The 16,712-nt window shown below is 39.8% G+C and carries 11 protein-coding genes; 9 read left to right on the top strand and 2 right to left on the bottom strand.

What is annotated here, in order from left to right:
• Positions 1–3 precede the first annotated feature (3 nt).
• Positions 4–1,530 carry a lipopolysaccharide biosynthesis protein gene (locus tag IFO69_RS14880; protein WP_192010920.1) on the bottom strand — a complete coding sequence of 509 codons (1,527 nt, stop codon included), beginning with the start codon at positions 1,528–1,530 and terminating at the stop codon, positions 4–6.
• A gap of 287 nt (positions 1,531–1,817) precedes the next feature.
• Between IFO69_RS14880 and IFO69_RS14875 the strand changes: the two genes are divergently transcribed.
• From IFO69_RS14875 to IFO69_RS14865, 3 genes are all read left to right on the top strand, one after another.
• Positions 1,818–3,026: a polysaccharide pyruvyl transferase family protein gene (locus tag IFO69_RS14875; protein WP_192010919.1), complete on the top strand. Its 1,209-nt coding sequence runs from the start codon at positions 1,818–1,820 to the stop codon at positions 3,024–3,026.
• Between the two features lie 161 nt (positions 3,027–3,187).
• Positions 3,188–5,482, top strand: coding sequence for an FdhF/YdeP family oxidoreductase (locus IFO69_RS14870; protein WP_192010918.1), 2,295 nt, complete (start codon positions 3,188–3,190; stop codon positions 5,480–5,482).
• A gap of 120 nt (positions 5,483–5,602) precedes the next feature.
• Positions 5,603–7,258 (top strand): FAD-dependent oxidoreductase, encoded by a 1,656-nt coding sequence (locus IFO69_RS14865; protein ID WP_192010917.1) that lies wholly within the window; start codon positions 5,603–5,605, stop codon positions 7,256–7,258.
• 166 nt (positions 7,259–7,424) lie between these two features.
• On the opposite strand, the gene IFO69_RS14860 is transcribed toward IFO69_RS14865, so the two are convergent.
• The gene (locus tag IFO69_RS14860; protein WP_192010916.1) at positions 7,425–9,644 is read right to left on the bottom strand and encodes a TonB-dependent receptor; all 2,220 of its coding nucleotides are present in this window, start codon (positions 9,642–9,644) and stop codon (positions 7,425–7,427) included.
• A gap of 574 nt (positions 9,645–10,218) precedes the next feature.
• On the opposite strand from IFO69_RS14860, the gene IFO69_RS14855 reads away from it, so the two are divergent.
• The 6 genes from IFO69_RS14855 to IFO69_RS14830 all read left to right on the top strand — a co-directional run bounded on the left by IFO69_RS14855 (position 10,219) and on the right by IFO69_RS14830 (position 16,506).
• Positions 10,219–11,613, top strand: coding sequence for a hypothetical protein (locus tag IFO69_RS14855; RefSeq protein WP_192010915.1), 1,395 nt, complete (start codon positions 10,219–10,221; stop codon positions 11,611–11,613).
• A 104-nt stretch (positions 11,614–11,717) separates the two neighbouring features.
• Positions 11,718–12,167: a hypothetical protein gene (locus IFO69_RS14850; protein WP_192010914.1), complete on the top strand. Its 450-nt coding sequence runs from the start codon at positions 11,718–11,720 to the stop codon at positions 12,165–12,167.
• Between the two features lie 183 nt (positions 12,168–12,350).
• On the top strand, positions 12,351–12,590 hold the full coding sequence (locus IFO69_RS14845) for a hypothetical protein (RefSeq protein ID WP_192010913.1): 240 nt from the start codon (positions 12,351–12,353) through the stop codon (positions 12,588–12,590).
• 1,078 nt (positions 12,591–13,668) lie between these two features.
• On the top strand, positions 13,669–14,526 hold the full coding sequence (locus IFO69_RS14840) for a COG1470 family protein (RefSeq protein WP_192010912.1): 858 nt from the start codon (positions 13,669–13,671) through the stop codon (positions 14,524–14,526).
• A gap of 7 nt (positions 14,527–14,533) precedes the next feature.
• Positions 14,534–15,502: an ABC transporter ATP-binding protein gene (locus IFO69_RS14835; protein ID WP_192010911.1), complete on the top strand. Its 969-nt coding sequence runs from the start codon at positions 14,534–14,536 to the stop codon at positions 15,500–15,502.
• Entirely contained in the window at positions 15,499–16,506 is a 1,008-nt protein-coding gene (locus IFO69_RS14830) for an ABC transporter permease (RefSeq protein ID WP_192010910.1), read from the top strand. The genes IFO69_RS14835 and IFO69_RS14830 overlap by 4 nt, the downstream gene beginning before the upstream one ends.
• Positions 16,507–16,712 lie beyond the last annotated feature (206 nt).

Here is a 16,712-nt window from a genome sequence, read left to right as displayed (position 1 = left end):
CGTTTATGGTTTCTTTAACAAATTGTTTCTCAGGTAGTCGATATCGGAAGTTTTGACAACAAAAGCCCAATGGTAAGCTAGAAAAGCCAGGAAGAAAATTGCTGACTTGATCAATATTTCAAGATAGGGATTTTGAAAGTGTAGACTGTTTCCGATAAAATAGGCTATACCAAGTGCAATAACTGCGCCTAAGACAGAAGGCATAAAAGCTCGAAAGAAAATCTTGATGCTATCCAGTTTTAATATTTTAGGGATATAATAGAAATAGAAGAAACCCATTTGAATGAGCATATAAGCTAGATACCCGATCACAGCAGCTCCCACTCCCATTTCTTCTGCGAAAATAGCCGTGATGGGCAAGGAAATCAGACAACCAATGGCAGCAGAGTAGATCAAAGCTTTAGTCTTGCCAGAGGACAGTACCAAGCTGGCAACGGGAGTGTTGTGCATGGAAAGGAGTACTGTCAATAGCCAAATGATCAACCAGGTGCTCAGACTGAGGTAATCTTCACCCATATAGAGGATCAATAGGTTGTCAGCATTTAAGATGAGTGCAAAAACCACCAACGTCAGGAAGACAGAAATATACCTAGTGGCTTCAAAGACCATTTTCTCCATTTTCTGTTTGTTATTTTCTGCATGGGCCTTGGAAGCAGAAGGAAGTAAAACCTGAAGAAAGATGCTGCCAAAAGACATGATCAGGTTAGCGATGGTTTGGATCACACGGTAATCTGTGAGGACATCGATACCTGATGCATATTTGGCCAATAGGATAGGCCTTAGTTCTTTGGCAGAAAACTGAAACAAGCCCATGGCAAAAATAGCCATACTGTATCCCATGATGATTTTGAATGCCTTACCGTCCCATTTGGGCCACAATAGCTTTCGGATTCCTACGGGATAAACTTTGAGTTTATGCACATAAAATGGAATCACGACCAAAAGAGAAAGCGTGTAAAAGAAGAAATATAAACTTAAGGTCCATTTAAACTGGACTGCGGCCAGGGCGATTAGAAAGTTCAGTATGCTGCTGATAACAGTAACACGATTGATATAGCCCAGTTCGTCCTTAGCGCTAAGCAGTTGGATAACCACATTAGAAAGCCAATTAAAAACCGTACTGGCTGCCAAGATGTACATCATGATCTTGTAAGTGGGGGCTTGTTCAGCAGAGATATTGAAAAATTCCCTTCCAAAGTCGGCCATAAAAACAAATATGAGTGCATTGGCCAAGCCAATCAAGCCATAAAAGACCATGCTGGATCGAGAAGCTTTTGCGATCTTTTCATACTCCGACTTTGATTCCCACATGGCAAAGAAACGAACCGACCCGATATTCATTCCCAAGTCCATCAGTCTCAGGTAAGCGTTCAAAGAAAAAGCCAAAGCAATCAAACCATAGTCTGCCTTTCCGTAATACCCAACCAATAGGGGAATGGTGACGAATTTAGCGACTGCATCGAGGACTTTGGCAGCAATGCCCCAAACAGAGCCAGAGAATATTTTTTTGACGGGTGATTGTCCTGCCATGTGTTTCAGATGAATAAATTAAATTACTGAAAAGTATGCTTTATTTAATATACATAAGGGTTAATATGCATGAGTCCACCAATTGGGATAATGTGATACATAGCAATCTTAGTGCTAAAAACCATTGCTAAGGTTTACATTCATGAAATATGGTAAGAAATTTAAAGTAAGATGACTGACAATTATATTGCTTAATCATTTTCCTAAAATTAATAGAACAGGGATTTAGTGGGAGAAATAATTATGGAATAGAAAAAGAGGTAAGTTTTTTGCATATCAGAAGAAATATGGAAAACATCTTAATTATTGGGGCTTTTGATCGGTATAACTATGGGGACCTTCTCTTTCCCATCATCATTGAAAAGCAAATGGAAACCTACAGGAAGGGCTTTAGGTTTAGGTTTTTTGGATTGGTGGAAAGTGATCTCAGCCATGAGGGAGGCAAGCCAACCGAAAGTCTGGCCGCTTTTTATGCAGCCTGTGAAGCCCAAAATGAAGGAAACATCCATGTTATAGTGGCGGGTGGTGAAGCATTGGGGGTGACCTGGCATTCTCTCTGGGCAGCTTTGAACCCAACCTACCAAAAAATCCATCGTTACCGCTACAGGTTGTCCCAATATGTTGATCTGAATAAGTTGGCCAAGAGGTTCCTGAAAGGCAAAACGACACTTCCTTTCCTTTTTGCCAAAGAGGATTTCAATAATGTTCAATCAGTGATTTTAAATTCTTTAGGTGGTTCAGGCATCAAAAAAGCTTTCTTTGAACAATATCCTTTTGCCAAGTCCAAGTTGATGAATGTGGACTACTTGGCGGTAAGAGATCAACTTACAGTCGATAATCTGGCTGAAAATAATTTAAAGGCAGCTTTATTGCCTGATTCTGCTGTGCTGATGTCCAAGTTTTTCCCTAATGAAGAATTGGTACAGAAAGTCACTTCCGAAGTACGGAGTTACGTTCAAGAAAATCGAGGTGATTATCTTTTCTTCCAGATCAACAAGAAAAACTCTGAAGGAAAAGAAAAGATCATCGCTGATCAGCTGGATGAAATTTACCAAAAGACCAATACCAAACTTTGTCTATGTCCCATTGGGAAGGCTTTGGATCATGATGATCATTTGGCATTGGCAGCAGTGAAGGACTTTCTAAGAAGTCCCCATGATTATTTTGATGCTGATAATATTTGGGACATCATGTATTTGATTGCCAATTCCAAAGCTTATGCAGGAACCAGTTTGCATGGAGCCATTACTGCCATGAGTTATGCTGTGCCCCATGTGGGTTTAGTTGTGGAGAAATTGGACGCGTATTTAAACACATGGGGAGTGGAAGGCAATCAGTGTGCCGTTCCCTTTGAGCAACTTTATGAGCAATTTAAAGTGGTCACGGAAATTGCTCATGAAAGATACCATGAAAAGCAACAATGGCAGATTTCGCTGATGGAGGAAGCTTTTGATCGAATGGTGGATTTGGTAAGTCAAAAAAAGGAAGAAGTGTAGTGTGAAGGCTTAATTGATTGGTCAGTATTTTTCTTCTAAAAGCCAGTTGGTGTAAATTTATGTGCCTTTCAGGAAAATATCAAGTATCTTAAAAAACCTATTGGTAAAGAGTTGAAGCAGAATGTTTTTGACTCAATTTTAAGTTTACAGCAACCCGAAATATGGACCAGCCCAAAAACCGATTGATTTCCATTCTAGGCCCGGAAGAATTCACGGGTATAAAAATTACTGCCCCTAAAGCCTATGCAGCAGGGCTTCCCGCGATCAAAGTGGCCTTGGATCATGCCATGAAAGAAATGGGGATAAAACGTTCTGTTGCTACTTTATCGAAGTTAAACCAGAAAGATGGTATTGACTGTCCGGGTTGTGCTTGGCCAGATCCTGCCAAGCGCTCTTCTTTGGGAGAGTTTTGTGAAAATGGTGTTAAGGCCATTGCTGAAGAGGCAACTACCAAAAGGGTAGATCCCAGCTTTTTTGCACAGCACTCTATCTCTGAAATGTCCCACTGGTCAGATTATGAAATTGGAAAAAGCGGACGAATCACTGCTCCAGTAATTCTTAGTCCAGACCAGACACATTATGAATCCATTACCTGGGAAAATGCCTTCAAGGTAATAGCCGATCACCTTCAAGCTTTGTCAAGCCCGGATGAAGCCGTGTTTTATACCTCTGGTAGGTCAAGTAATGAAGCGGCCTTTTTATATGGACTTTTTGCGCGCGCTTTTGGAACCAATAATATGCCTGACTGTTCGAATATGTGCCATGAATCTAGCGGGGTGGGATTGGGAGAGACCTTGGGAATAGGAAAGGGGTCTGTGACTTTAGAAGATATGTACCATGCAGAGGTGGTGATGGTAATGGGGCAAAACCCAGGGACAAATCACCCCAGGATGCTTTCAGCTTTGGAAAAGTGCAAAGCGAATGGGGGAAAGATCATCGCTGTGAATCCATTGGAAGAAGCTGGGCTGATTCGCTTTAAGAACCCTCAGGAAGTAAAAGGTCTGGTGGGTGGAGGCGTTTCCTTGACTGATATTTTTCTGCAAGTAAAGATCAATCAGGATGTAGCACTGATAAAATTGATCGTAAAGAAAATGGCCAAGTTGGATGCTGTTTCGGGGGATGTATTTGATCATGATTTTATCCATAAGTACACAGAAGGTTATGCGGAGATGATGGAGGATTTAGAAAGGTATGATGAACAAGAACTTTTGAATTTGACCGGCCTGGATGAGGAGAAAGTGGATGCTGTAGTGAGCCTATTGGCCAAAAAGCAGAGAATTATTATCTGTTGGGCGATGGGGCTTACCCAACATAAAAATGGGGTAGACAATATCAAGGCATGTGTGAACCTATTGCTGTTGAAGGGAAGCATTGGCAAAAAGGGAGCTGGTACTTGTCCGGTGAGAGGACACAGCAATGTACAGGGAGATAGGACGGTGGGTATCACCCATCATGTTTCCCCAAAACTCAATGCTTCCTTCAAAAAGGTTTTTGGTTTTGATCCTCCGAAAAAGCAAGGTTTGGATGTGGTGAATTGCATCAAAGCTATGCATGAGGGGAAAGCAAAGGTTTTTGTGGCTTTGGGAGGTAATTTTCTTTCTGCGGCTTCAGATACCCTCTATACTGGGGAGGCATTGCAAAATTGTGACTTGACCGTTTCCATCAGTACCAAGTTGAACCGGACACATTTGGTTCCAGGAAGGACTTCTTTAATCTTACCTACCTTGGGCAGGACCGAAATGGATACCCATTCAGGAAGAGAAAGAGTGGTGACTGTTGAAAATAGCATGGGCAGGGTGCATCAGTCACATGGAAGACTCCAACCTGCATCGGATCATCTGATGAGTGAACCAGGGATTGTATCCCAAATGGCACAAGCCTATTTTACATCCAGCTCCACAATAGACTGGAAAGGCTTGGGCGAAGATTATGATTTGATTCGTGAAAAAATATCAGCCGTATTTGAAGGCTTTGAGCAGTACAGTGAACGCTCTAAAGGAGGAGGGTTTGATCTGCCGAATCATGCCCGACATGGAGATTTTTCTTCCATGCCTGGAGGAAAGGCCCGTTTCAGTATTTGCAGCTTGCCAGATCATCAATTGACAGGGGCAAAATTCTTACTGATGACCATCCGCTCCCATGATCAGTTCAATACCACTATCTATGGCTTGAATGACAGGTACCGGGGGATTTATAATGAAAGGAGGGTGGTATTGATCAATCCAAAGGATGCTGAAGAGCTAGGTCTTAAAAAATCAGATCAGGTGGATCTGGTCAGCAGGTATAATGGACAAGAAAGAAAGGCACGTAAATTCCTGATTGTGCCTTATAACATTCCAAGAGGGAACTTGGCCGCCTATTTCCCAGAAACCAATGTGCTTATTCCCAATGATCAATATGCCGACAAAAGCAATACACCGATTAGTAAATCCATTGAGGTAGATTTAGTTTTTTAGTGTTAGGAAAGTACCTCTAATAGATTAATTGATAGCATCATTTATTGGTTGGTCATTGCCAAATTGGAAACCATTCTAAACAGAAAAATCCTGTTGATCAAAACCCCAAAATGAACCAATATGAAAAGAACTATTTTTACTTTGATCCTAAGTGTAGGGGCAGTAATAGCTGCTTATGCTATTTCTCTTGAGAAGGAAGTGTATCAGGCAGATGTAGTTATTTATGGAGGAACCTCGGCTGCAGTGATTGCTGCGGTGGAAGTTAGCCAATCTGGTAAATCCGTATTGGTGGTTTCTCCTGACCAGCATTTGGGAGGTTTGTCCTCAGGAGGCTTGGGTTTTACCGATACTGGAAACAAGGCAACCATAGGTGGTTTAGCCAGGGATTTTTACCATCGGGTCTATCAACATTATCAGACGACTGAGGCTTGGCCATGGCAGGAAAGGAGTGAATATGGCAATAAGGGACAAGGTACTCCGGCCATTGATGGAGAAAACAGAACCATGTGGATTTTTGAGCCTCATGTGGCCGAAGAGGTTTTTGAGGATTTGGTAAAAGAAAATAATATTAAAGTATTCAGAGATGAATGGCTGGATAGAGAGAAAGGAGTAAAGCTTAAAAAGGGTGTAATAAAAAGTATTACCATGCTTTCCGGGAAGGTTTTTGAGGCGGAAGTTTTTATTGATGCCACTTATGAAGGTGATTTGATGGCCTCAGCTGGTGTTTCATATCATGTGGGAAGGGAATCCAATGATACTTATGGAGAAATCTGGAATGGTATACAAAAAGGTGCCCATCACCATGGACATTATTTTAAATCCCCAGTGGACCCTTACCTGGGAAAAGGTGATGCCAGCAGTGGTTTGCTACCATATATTCAAAAAGGGTACCCTGGCGAAAATGGGAACGGGGATCACAAAATCCAAGCTTATTGCTTTCGGTTATGTATGAGCAATCATCCCGACAATCGAGTACCATTCCCAAAACCAAAAAATTATGATCCCTCAAATTATGCCTTATTGGCCAGGGTGTTTGAATCAGGTTGGGATGAGTGGTTTGATAAATTTGATGCTATTCCGAATCGGAAAACAGATACCAATAACCATGGTCCCTTCAGTAGTGATTTTATTGGAGGAAACTATGCCTATCCAGAGGCTTCTTATGAAGAGCGGAACCAAATCATAGAAGCGCACAAGCAGTATCAGCAGGGTCTGCTTTATTATGTTAGCCATGATCCCCAAGTGCCCTTGGAAGTTCGAGAAAAGATGCAAAGTTGGGGCTTGGCCAAAGATGAGTTTACCGATAATGGTAACTGGCCTCATCAACTGTACATCCGTGAAGCCAGAAGGATGATAGGGAAAGAGGTAATGACCGAGTTGGAGGTTATGGGAGAGAAACCTGTACTTAATTCCATAGGAATGGGGTCTTATAGTATTGACTCCCATAATGTACAGCGTTATGTTACAGAGGAAGGCCATGTGCAAAATGAAGGGGATATTGGAGTACATCCCCATGATCCTTATTCCATTTCCTTCGGGGCGATCTTACCTAAGAAAAAAGAATGTGAGAATCTACTGGTGCCAGTATGTGTTTCCGCTAGCCATTCAGCTTTTGGGTCTGTGCGGATGGAGCCCGTATTTATGATTTTGGGACAGTCTGCTGCTGTCACAGCGGTCTTGGCCATCGATTCAAATATTCCTGTTCAAGAGGTCGATTATAATACATTAAGCAAGAGGCTTGTCGAAAAGGAGGCGGTATTGTATTTGGAGAAATAGGGTTTTTGATGTCCCAAGTGGGAAGTTTGAAGTACACAGAATGGCTTTGGTACTCTTAAGTTTTTGGTAACCATAGCTTTGATTCCTAGTTGAATCTGGTGTAGTGCATTGCAAATAGGGGGAGAGTTTTTTCTATAGTATTTATACCTTACGATCTGAACATCTATCAGAAGTTGTACTGGATCATGACTTTAAGTGATAAAGGTGTTCCAGGTGTAAAATGGATTTCCTCAACAGGTTCAGTTTCAAATTGTAATTTTGATTCGGTGGCGAACTGGGTTTCATTCCATTCAGTGTCAAAAAGGTTTTGTACCTGAACCCCAATGTTATATTTTTTTCTCTTGTATCCAGCATTTAAGTCCGTAACGGTATAGCCCTTAGCCACTATTGAATTATCCTCATTTGCAGGACGGCTATTTATATGACGGACATTGATGCTTCCATAAAATCCGGTTTGATGTATGATATTAATGCCACTCACCAATGTAAAGTCAGGTGCTAAGGGAATGAAATCTTCTCCTTTCGATTCTTCAATAGCGCGGGCATGGGTGTAATTGGCGTCCAAATTCCAAAATAACCAAGGTAATGGTTGGTAACGGTAACTTAAGTCTAGGCCTTTCCGTCTGGTTTTTCCACTAGGCTCGACAATTCCCGCATCCCCTACATATACCAACTCCTGCTCTAAATACAAATACCAATAGGCAAGGTTTAATAGCATCTTAGGTGTGGGTTTCCAAATAAAGCCTCCGTCAAATCCATAGGCGGCGGGAAGTATATGGTTGCCTTTTTCGGCTACTACCACACGGGTATCATTGGAATGGAAACCTTTTCCCGTTTTGATATACAACTGGAGTTGCTCTGTTTGATTGTAAAGAATATTGAATTTGGGACTGATAATGGCCTTAGTTTCTTCTTGTGTAGAATAGGTAGGTAGTAGGGCATCGTTATATTGAAAGTCGAAATAATCTACTCGTACAGAAGGGTTGAATGTCCATCGGTTTAGGTTTACAGTAGTACCCAAGTAAGCTCCCAAGTTGGTTTCATTGATATCACCAAGCTTAATTTGCCCCAAGGTTTCTCTTCTGTTGAGGGTATGTGAAAGTTCATTTGAATTGCTTTGGTCATTGCGAAGGCTGATGCCTGCCTGCCAGTTACCATTTAACGTATTGGTTGTAAATGAGGTATTGTATTCGCTGTTGAAGCCATAGATAGTGCGGTCTTCTTTTTGTTTGATTTGATCACCATTGATAGGATCCTCCAAGAAAAACGTAAAATTTGAATAGAGCTCAAAATCGTATTGACTGAGGTAAATGTTGCTTTTAAGAGATGAATTTTCATCAATAATTTTCTCATGGTTGATCAATAGGTTACTTCTAGCGGTATTGCCTCCCTCAGTGTCATCTATCGCGCCAAATCGTGAAATCATGCCACTATCAACAGCACGTTGTGGAATTTGTCCTGAGGCATCCCATTTACTGTCAAAGTAGGAAGCGGTAACCCCCAGTTTATCAGTATTGGACAGCATACCTGTATATTTTCCAAAAAAGTTTATTCTGTTAAAATTTTGAGGACTTTCAAATGGGCCATCTGTAGCCAAATATTCGGTGGCCACATAAGCGTTATGGTCGTTGCTTTCCACCAAATTGAACATGCCCAATAAGCGATAGGTATCAAATTGGCCAGCTTCCAGTTTAATGGAACTATACTCCAATTTCTTCTTGGTCATAAAATCCACATAGCCGGCAGTTGTGAAGTTGCCTTTGTTCTGATAATAGGGGCCTTTTCCAAAATCTATTTTATCAAGGGTTTCGGGGATTACAAAATGCAAATCAGAATACCCTTGTCCATGTGCATGAGATACCATATTAACCGGCATCCCGTCCACTGTAATGTTAATATCAGTTCCATGGTCAATATCGAAGCCCCTAAGAAATATTTGTTCTGCTTTGCCACCGCCTGCATGTTGACCGATAAACAGACCGGGAACCTTACGTAGGATATCCTGTGAAGAATTTACTGGGTTTGTCTGAACATCAATGTCTGTTATGACATGGAGTGCATCCACCTGAGGCCTGATCACTACTTCCTCCAAGCTGATGGGCTTGGACTGTAGTTGAACAGTTAGAAGGGCTTTTAAGTTGTCCAGTACTATTTGACGGTTTTGATAGCCAATACAGGAAAACTGTAAAGTGTCTCCCAGCGAAATTCTTTCCATAGAAAAACCACCTGTTTCGTTAGAATGGGTATGATGGCCAGTGTTTTTATTTAAAATGTAAACTTCAGGTATGGCTTTTTGATACTCATCAACTAACTTTCCTGTGAGGGATTGGGCAAACAATGAGCAATTCAGCAATAGAAAAAGAATGGTTAATAAAAATGGTTTCATTTGATTACTTCTGTAAGCTGGTGGTTTTGTCCTAACTGTTTTGTGAAATTATTTTGGGAGAGATGCCGAACAAAATGGCATAATAAAATTAGGTCACAATCATTCAAGTTTTTAAATAATCATTAACCAGTTTAATGTGTATTCCTTTAAGGTTAAGCTCTGAATATTTACTCCTCACTATTAAATAAATTAAAAACAAGCTTATCGTCCGGCAGGATTTATTTAAATTTTACTTCGCGAATTTAATCAAGCCTTTTGTATTTTTTATCACTATGAGTCAGATTCCCCGCGCTTTTCCTCACTTTCCTATTTTGTGACCAGGTGTTTCATTCTAGCAATTAATTCCATCGGAGTTGCAATGTTTTGTTGAAGTCCATTGCAATGGCTTATACTTCTTAAAAAGCCTTTTGAGACACTTGATTTTGCCTAAAATTAGGTAACTTTAGTTATGCGGGTGTTCTTGTTAATAGCCATAATTATTCTCACTTCTTGTAGCTCCAAAATTGGCAGTATTAAGCGGGTGTATCGATCTTACGACCTACCTGAAGAGTCCGACCTTCAACAAAATTCTTATTTGAAATTACATCTAAAAGATGGAGGATTAGTGGTGTTTAAATCCTGGAAATTGGACACTGTTCATCATAGAGTCACAGGAAAGGGCTATCAATATGAGTCCAATCGAAAATCCCGAACCAAATTCTTTGAGTCGGATGTTTCTTTTGACGATTGTCTTTTGGCCGAAACCAATGATCCTGAAGGGGTGAATTTGATTTCACCTTTACTGATGACGTTCCCTACCATATTAGGTGTGACCACAGTACCATGTTTGTTGGATCCAAAGGCTTGTTTTGGTTCATGTCCCACCTTTTATTCTGTGGAGAATGATTCGCTAAAAATACAAGCAGAAGGGTTCTCATCCAGCATAGCAAAAAGCCTGGAGTCGATAGATTGTGATTATTTGGACATTGATCCAACAGATTCCATTATTTCTTTGGTGGTTAAAAACGAGGCTTACGAAACTCATTATATCCGTAATATTGACATTTTAGCTTTCCCTGTGATGGGCAAGGAAAAAGTGATGCAAACAAGCTCCGGGTTTTATAAGGTTTCAGATATTTTGAGAATACTAAACCCAGATCACAGTGAATGGATCCAAAAGCTAATAGATCTTGATGGAAGTGAATATTTTTCAGAAAGTGACCCTGATGACTTAAGTAAAAAGGAAACGATGACACTAAATATAAGTCCACAGTCAGCAGAATCTTTAGGTGTGGTAATAACCAATCGTCAATCATTGTTAACCACTTTTCTTTTTTATCAATCAATTGCCTATATGGGATCTGGTGCCGGAAGTTTGCTCGCTACCTATGAAAAAGAAGTTTCCAGAGGCCATCGGGTACCCGTCTCTATAATGGACATGCTAGGAGGTATTGAAGTAGAAGCAAGGATAAATGGAAAATGGCACAGGCTGGGAGAAGTAAATGAATCTGGGCCGATAGTATCTGATACACATTTGCTTCCTATAGAAGTTAGTGGCACAGTAGATCAAATCCGCCTTACAATGGTCAAGGGTTTATGGCGAATCGACGAAGTGGGTATTGTTAATATTATCGAGTCTGTGGATCCTTTGATCCTAACTCCAATGGAGTTAATTCACAACGGTTCTAATGACTTGCAGCTTCTCGCTAAGCTTAAGGATAGGTCATCATACTTGGTGAATTTACCCGGAGCAACGGATACTTTAAAATTCAGGATGCCCAATAACAAGAATGTAGAACTTTTTTTGAGATCAGAAGGGTATTATGTTGAATGGATGCGGGAGGACTGGCTGAGAGAAGAAGATCCAGACATGGTTAGGATGATGTTCCTCTCTCCCCGGAAATGGCTTAAGGAAATGGCCTCTAAGTATAAGTTGGTGGAGCCTATTATGGAGGAACTTTTTTGGTCAAGTAAATTCGTTGAACAATGAAACTTTACAATCTATGCCTCCTGATACTGGCAAGCAGCTTGTTTTTTTCTTGTCATGATAAAATGTACCGGAAAATTATTCCTTCCACGCGCAAACAGATCAAAATGAATCCATATGGATCTTATGCTGAATTGATGACTGTTTCTGAAAGAGTAGTTATTGGAGAAGCATTGGCTGTTTCGGAAGATACGCTCCTTATTTTGGGAGCTGTAAATGTGGAGAAAGTTTCCCTAAAGCATATCAAGCAAGTTAAATTTATTATCACAAGAAATGCAGCTGACAAATACCTGAAAGCAACGGCTATTTTGACCATTCCTGCTTTAATAGGTATAGTTGCCCATTCAGATTATTCAGGAGAGTTTGCTGCACTTGGACTCGTAACATTAGGGACAGGAGGTTTAGCAACATTAATTGAATCCGGAAGAAAAGGGGAAATTAAAACCTATCCGGGTGAGATCATTGACCTTTCCACTATTTCGGAGTATTGTAGGTTTCCTCAAGGGTTGCCTTCGGGTATTGATGTAGAATCCTTAAAGGGGCACCTGATCAAGTGATTATTATTTACTTTAATCAATGATTCAAATCTCTAGATCATATCGAGTTGAATACAGCCAGACCTTATTGCACAATTTGCCTTTTAAATTAATTATCCTGCTGATAAGACATAGTTGACTGAAAGTTCCGTTTTTTTTAAATTAGGGTTGATAAAAGATTAAAGAACCTTAACTTTTATAGTTATGAAAACATCTTATTTAGAGTATTACAAATTGATTTTGGATAAGGTGAGTTTTGATTCCTCTATTTGGGAAAAGGAATACCATAAGGCCTTATCCAATTTGAGCAAAGAGGAGGCTTTTGTGTTAAAACAGTGGGCCAATAATAAGTTTTTTCGAACCGACCGTTTATTGACCGGTCAAGCCAAAAGGCAACACGATGGTGTTTCTCTAAAACCTTCAAAGCGTAAGGAGGTAATATAAGTAACAGGTCAGTATCTACTGGCCTTTTTTTGGGCTGCTTTAGGTCTTTCCTTTAGTTTCGGTCCGCCAAATATGCTAGAGGAAGCCTTCAATTGATACGGCTATTTATTGTACTTTAGGCTTCTTGATCAAAAATGTCCTTTTAAATTGAAGTAACATATGGAATTTCCTGAACCAATTGGATCTGGGTCAACAGAAACTTTTGGTGAAAGGCCAAATACTGCTTTATCCTTACTGTAGTTTGGAGTGTGAAGTATTACTTAGTTCACATAAAGTCTTAAATAGAATAATATAATTAATAGGTTTCTTAAAATTGTACTTCTTGTAAAAAACATTGACCTAGGTGGCAGGGTAATCCCAGCTTTACCCCAGCTTTACCCCAGCTTTGATATAGCTTTGCCCTAGCTTTGGTATAGGGTTGCTATAGACCTTGGTAAGGTTGTGAGAAGTTTGAAGTACAAATAGGGTAGAGTCTGGGAGTTAGGTTTGTAGGACGGTAAAGTTTTGATCGTCCTGAAATGAAAATTGCATTTCCAGAAATGAAGGTATACAGAGCCCGTTGGGTTTAATGATTTGATTAACAAATGGTAGTGAGTTTAGCCTCCCTGCCATTTTTTTGATTACATTTTTCAGAATTCGTTTATTTAATAGTTTAGTAGACCTGGTTTTTCAGGTTAGTTTTTGTTTTCATGTTATTGAATAATAACAGCTAAATGAATTGACCATCTTTTTAGCCTCTGTAGTTGGTGGAAAGGATCTTGGGATTTGCAGCCTTTTGGTGTTATTATTAGGATATTACGATCTCAGAATATGGGATATTATTAAGGATAATATGGTCGTATCGTAACCTTAAAATAGGTAATTTGATTCAGGAGTTTTTTGGTGATCTTTTAGATGAATTTTTCGGTTGATTAAGTGGTCAAAGGCTAATGTACGTTTGTTAAAAAATGTTAAGTGTCTTGTAAATTTTTTCCTTCAATTTTATTATTGAAGCCGTATTTCTAAAGTACTATCATACAATAAATAGGCAAGGATTTAACTTTATTTATTTAACTTATAAATTTCACTTATTTATATTATGTCAGTAGTAAAAGTTTGCAAAAGTAGCCTCAGCGGGGGCCTATGCAGTTTATTGTCGCTATTTGTTATTTTTGTATTGGCTCTTTCTCCCTTGATTGTATGGGCAGAAAACAGCGATTCAGGTTCTTCATTTACTGCACGTTTGATCAATATTGAAGCACCGGTTAACGAGACTTTTCGTTACCAAACAACACTCCAAAACAATTCAGGAAAAACCCAGCGTTTTGAATTGAAATCAGAAGTTCCCGAGGGGTGGAGAGTAGTGTTCAAGGCCATGGGGAGCCAACTGACATCCATTAAATTGGAGCCAGGAAAATCTGAAAGCGTTAGTGTGGAAGTAAAGCCGGCTTATGGCGCAGAACCAGATCAATATAAAATTCCATTACATGCAGTTTCCGATGATGAATCATTGGAACTTGAACTTGAGGCCGTTGTGGAAGGGGCTTATGATTTGGAAATCAGCACTCCTACAGGTAGGTTAAGCGGGGAAATCACTGAAGGAAAAAAAGCTGAAATTCACCTTAAGGTGAAAAACACGGGATCTTTACCCCTAAATGAAATCTCCCTTTCATCCACGACTCCCCCCAATTGGGATGTCACATTTTCACCTTCGGAATTAAAGCAGCTTGACCCCGGTAAAACAGCTGATGTAGTGGCTACATTAATAGTTCCTGACAAAACCTTGGCCGGTGATTATGTCAGTAAGTTTACCGCAAAAAATGCTTCAAGTACAAGCTCTGCAACCTATAGGATGACGGTAAAGACCTCTATACTTTCAGGAGGAATTGGAGTTTTGGTGATATTTCTTGCCATTGGTTTTGTTTTTCAGCTAATCCGAAAATTCGGAAGAAGATAGGAATGTTATGGATCAGCAAATCATAAAGTTAACTGGCCTTACAAAACACTATGGTACTTTCAAGGCTGTCAATGAGTTGAACCTAAACATCAACAAGGGGGAAATATTTGGTCTTTTGGGCCCGAATGGAGCTGGAAAGACGACTACAATCCTTATGATAATGGGCTTAACAGAACCGACTGAGGGGACAGCTCATGTTTGTGGATACAATTCAACAAATGATCCCATATCAGTGAAAAAACATGTGGGGTATATGCCAGATAGTGTGGGCTTTTATGATAATATGACAGCCTTGGAAAACCTGATGTACATAGGGGAGTTGAATGGGATTCCTACTGATGAACTGGAGGAAAGAGCGCTGGAGGTTATGGATATTGTCGGGCTTTCAGAGGATGCTATTCATAAAAAGACAGCTGCCTATTCTAGGGGAATGAAGCAACGTTTGGGATTAGCTGAAGTACTTATTAAAAAGCCTCAGGTTATTATTCTGGATGAACCGACGCTTGGAATTGACCCAAGTGGGGTAAAAGAGTTTCTTTCACTGATAAGGAGATTGAGTAGGGAAAGAGGACTTACGGTATTACTTTCTTCACACCACCTTTATCAGGTACAGCAAGTATGTGATCGGGTCGGCATTTTTGTAAAAGGACAGCTTTTAGTAGAGGGAAATTTGGACAACCTTTCCAAGAAACTTTTTTCTGAGAAAACCCATGAAGTATGTATCAGTTTAAAGGATGAGGTTGAAATACCATGGAGGGAGGAATCAGCATTACTTCAGTTAGGCTATATTCAAAATGTATTAGTGGACGGTAAAAAAATTGAAATTACTAGTGTTGAGGATGTAACTCCTGAAATCGTAAGGTTTTTTGTGGAAAAGGGTTACCCTGTTACTGGAGTCCAAAAGAAAGAATATGGACTGGAAGATATTTACCAAAAGTATTTTGAAAATAATATAAGGGAGGAAATATATCCATGAAAGCAATCATAAATTCATTTGAGAGACATTATTTTACAAAATCATTGAATAATCCTGTCAATCCTTTTTGGGTAATGGTAAGGAAGGAAGTCTCTGGACATATTCGCAGTTGGAGATTTATCATTTTACTGGGGCTTATTCTCCTTACATTTTGGGGTGCTACTGCTGTATCGATGGCCAATTTAAGGGATGTGGTAACTAAGGTAAAAGATGTTGACCAACTTTTCCTATACCTAAAACTACTGACGACTACTGAAGGGGCATTGCCTCCCTTTCATGTCTTTCTTAATTTCTTGGGGCCATTGTTGGGCATAAGCCTTGGGTTTGATGCCATGAATTCCGAACAGCAAAATGGAACTTTGACAAGGATTTTGGCACAGCCGGTTTACCGGGACAATTTACTCCTGTCAAAATTCGTAGGTTCCATGATCCTGGTAAGCACTTTGTTGTTCAGCCTGTCTCTTTTGATGATTGGGGGCGGGATGATAATCACTGGAGTAATGATCGAGGCTGAAGAAGTGTTAAGAATAATAAGTTTTAATGTCTTATGCACAGTATATGTTGGGTTCTGGTTAGGCGTTTCTATTCTTTTGTCCGTTTTGTTTAAACAGGCCTCAACATCTGCTATTACTGCCATTGGTATTTGGCTATTTTTTACGGTATTCTATCAAATCATCATCGATATTGCTGTTAAGGCATTTGCTCCCGGAGCCAATGAAATGTCGCAGATTGAAATGTTCCGTTTCAATAAGGTTATAATAAATCTTTTAAGGTTAGCACCCAGTCAGCTTTATAATGACGCTACTACCACGTTATTAATGCCTTCAGTAAGAAGTTTAGGACCAATCACCATGGAGCAGATGGCAGGAGCAATACCATCACCCCTTCCTCTTAGGGAGAGTTTGATGATTGTCTGGCCTCAGTTGAGTGGACTGATTGCTGCTACCGTATTGTGTTTTGCTTTTTCCTATTATTGCTTTATGAGAAGGGAGATAAGGACTTAGTAGAAAATATTAGACATAGTGGATTTTGTCTAGTTAAACCGTAGGTCTTTTATTTTATAAATTATGATTCTGGGGACGGAGTTATGAAAAGTGCATTATTTGGCTCCCTTTCCATGAGGGAGGAAAAGTTAAAGTATTTAGGAATAAGAATTAATTCAAATTCTTATTCCTAAATTGAATGATAGGGGAAATGAAAAGAAATCCTT

This window comes from Echinicola arenosa (assembly GCF_014841125.1).
Taxonomy (GTDB): Bacteria; Bacteroidota; Bacteroidia; order Cytophagales; family Cyclobacteriaceae; genus Echinicola; species Echinicola arenosa.
This window is presented reverse-complemented; position numbering and strand designations above follow the sequence as displayed.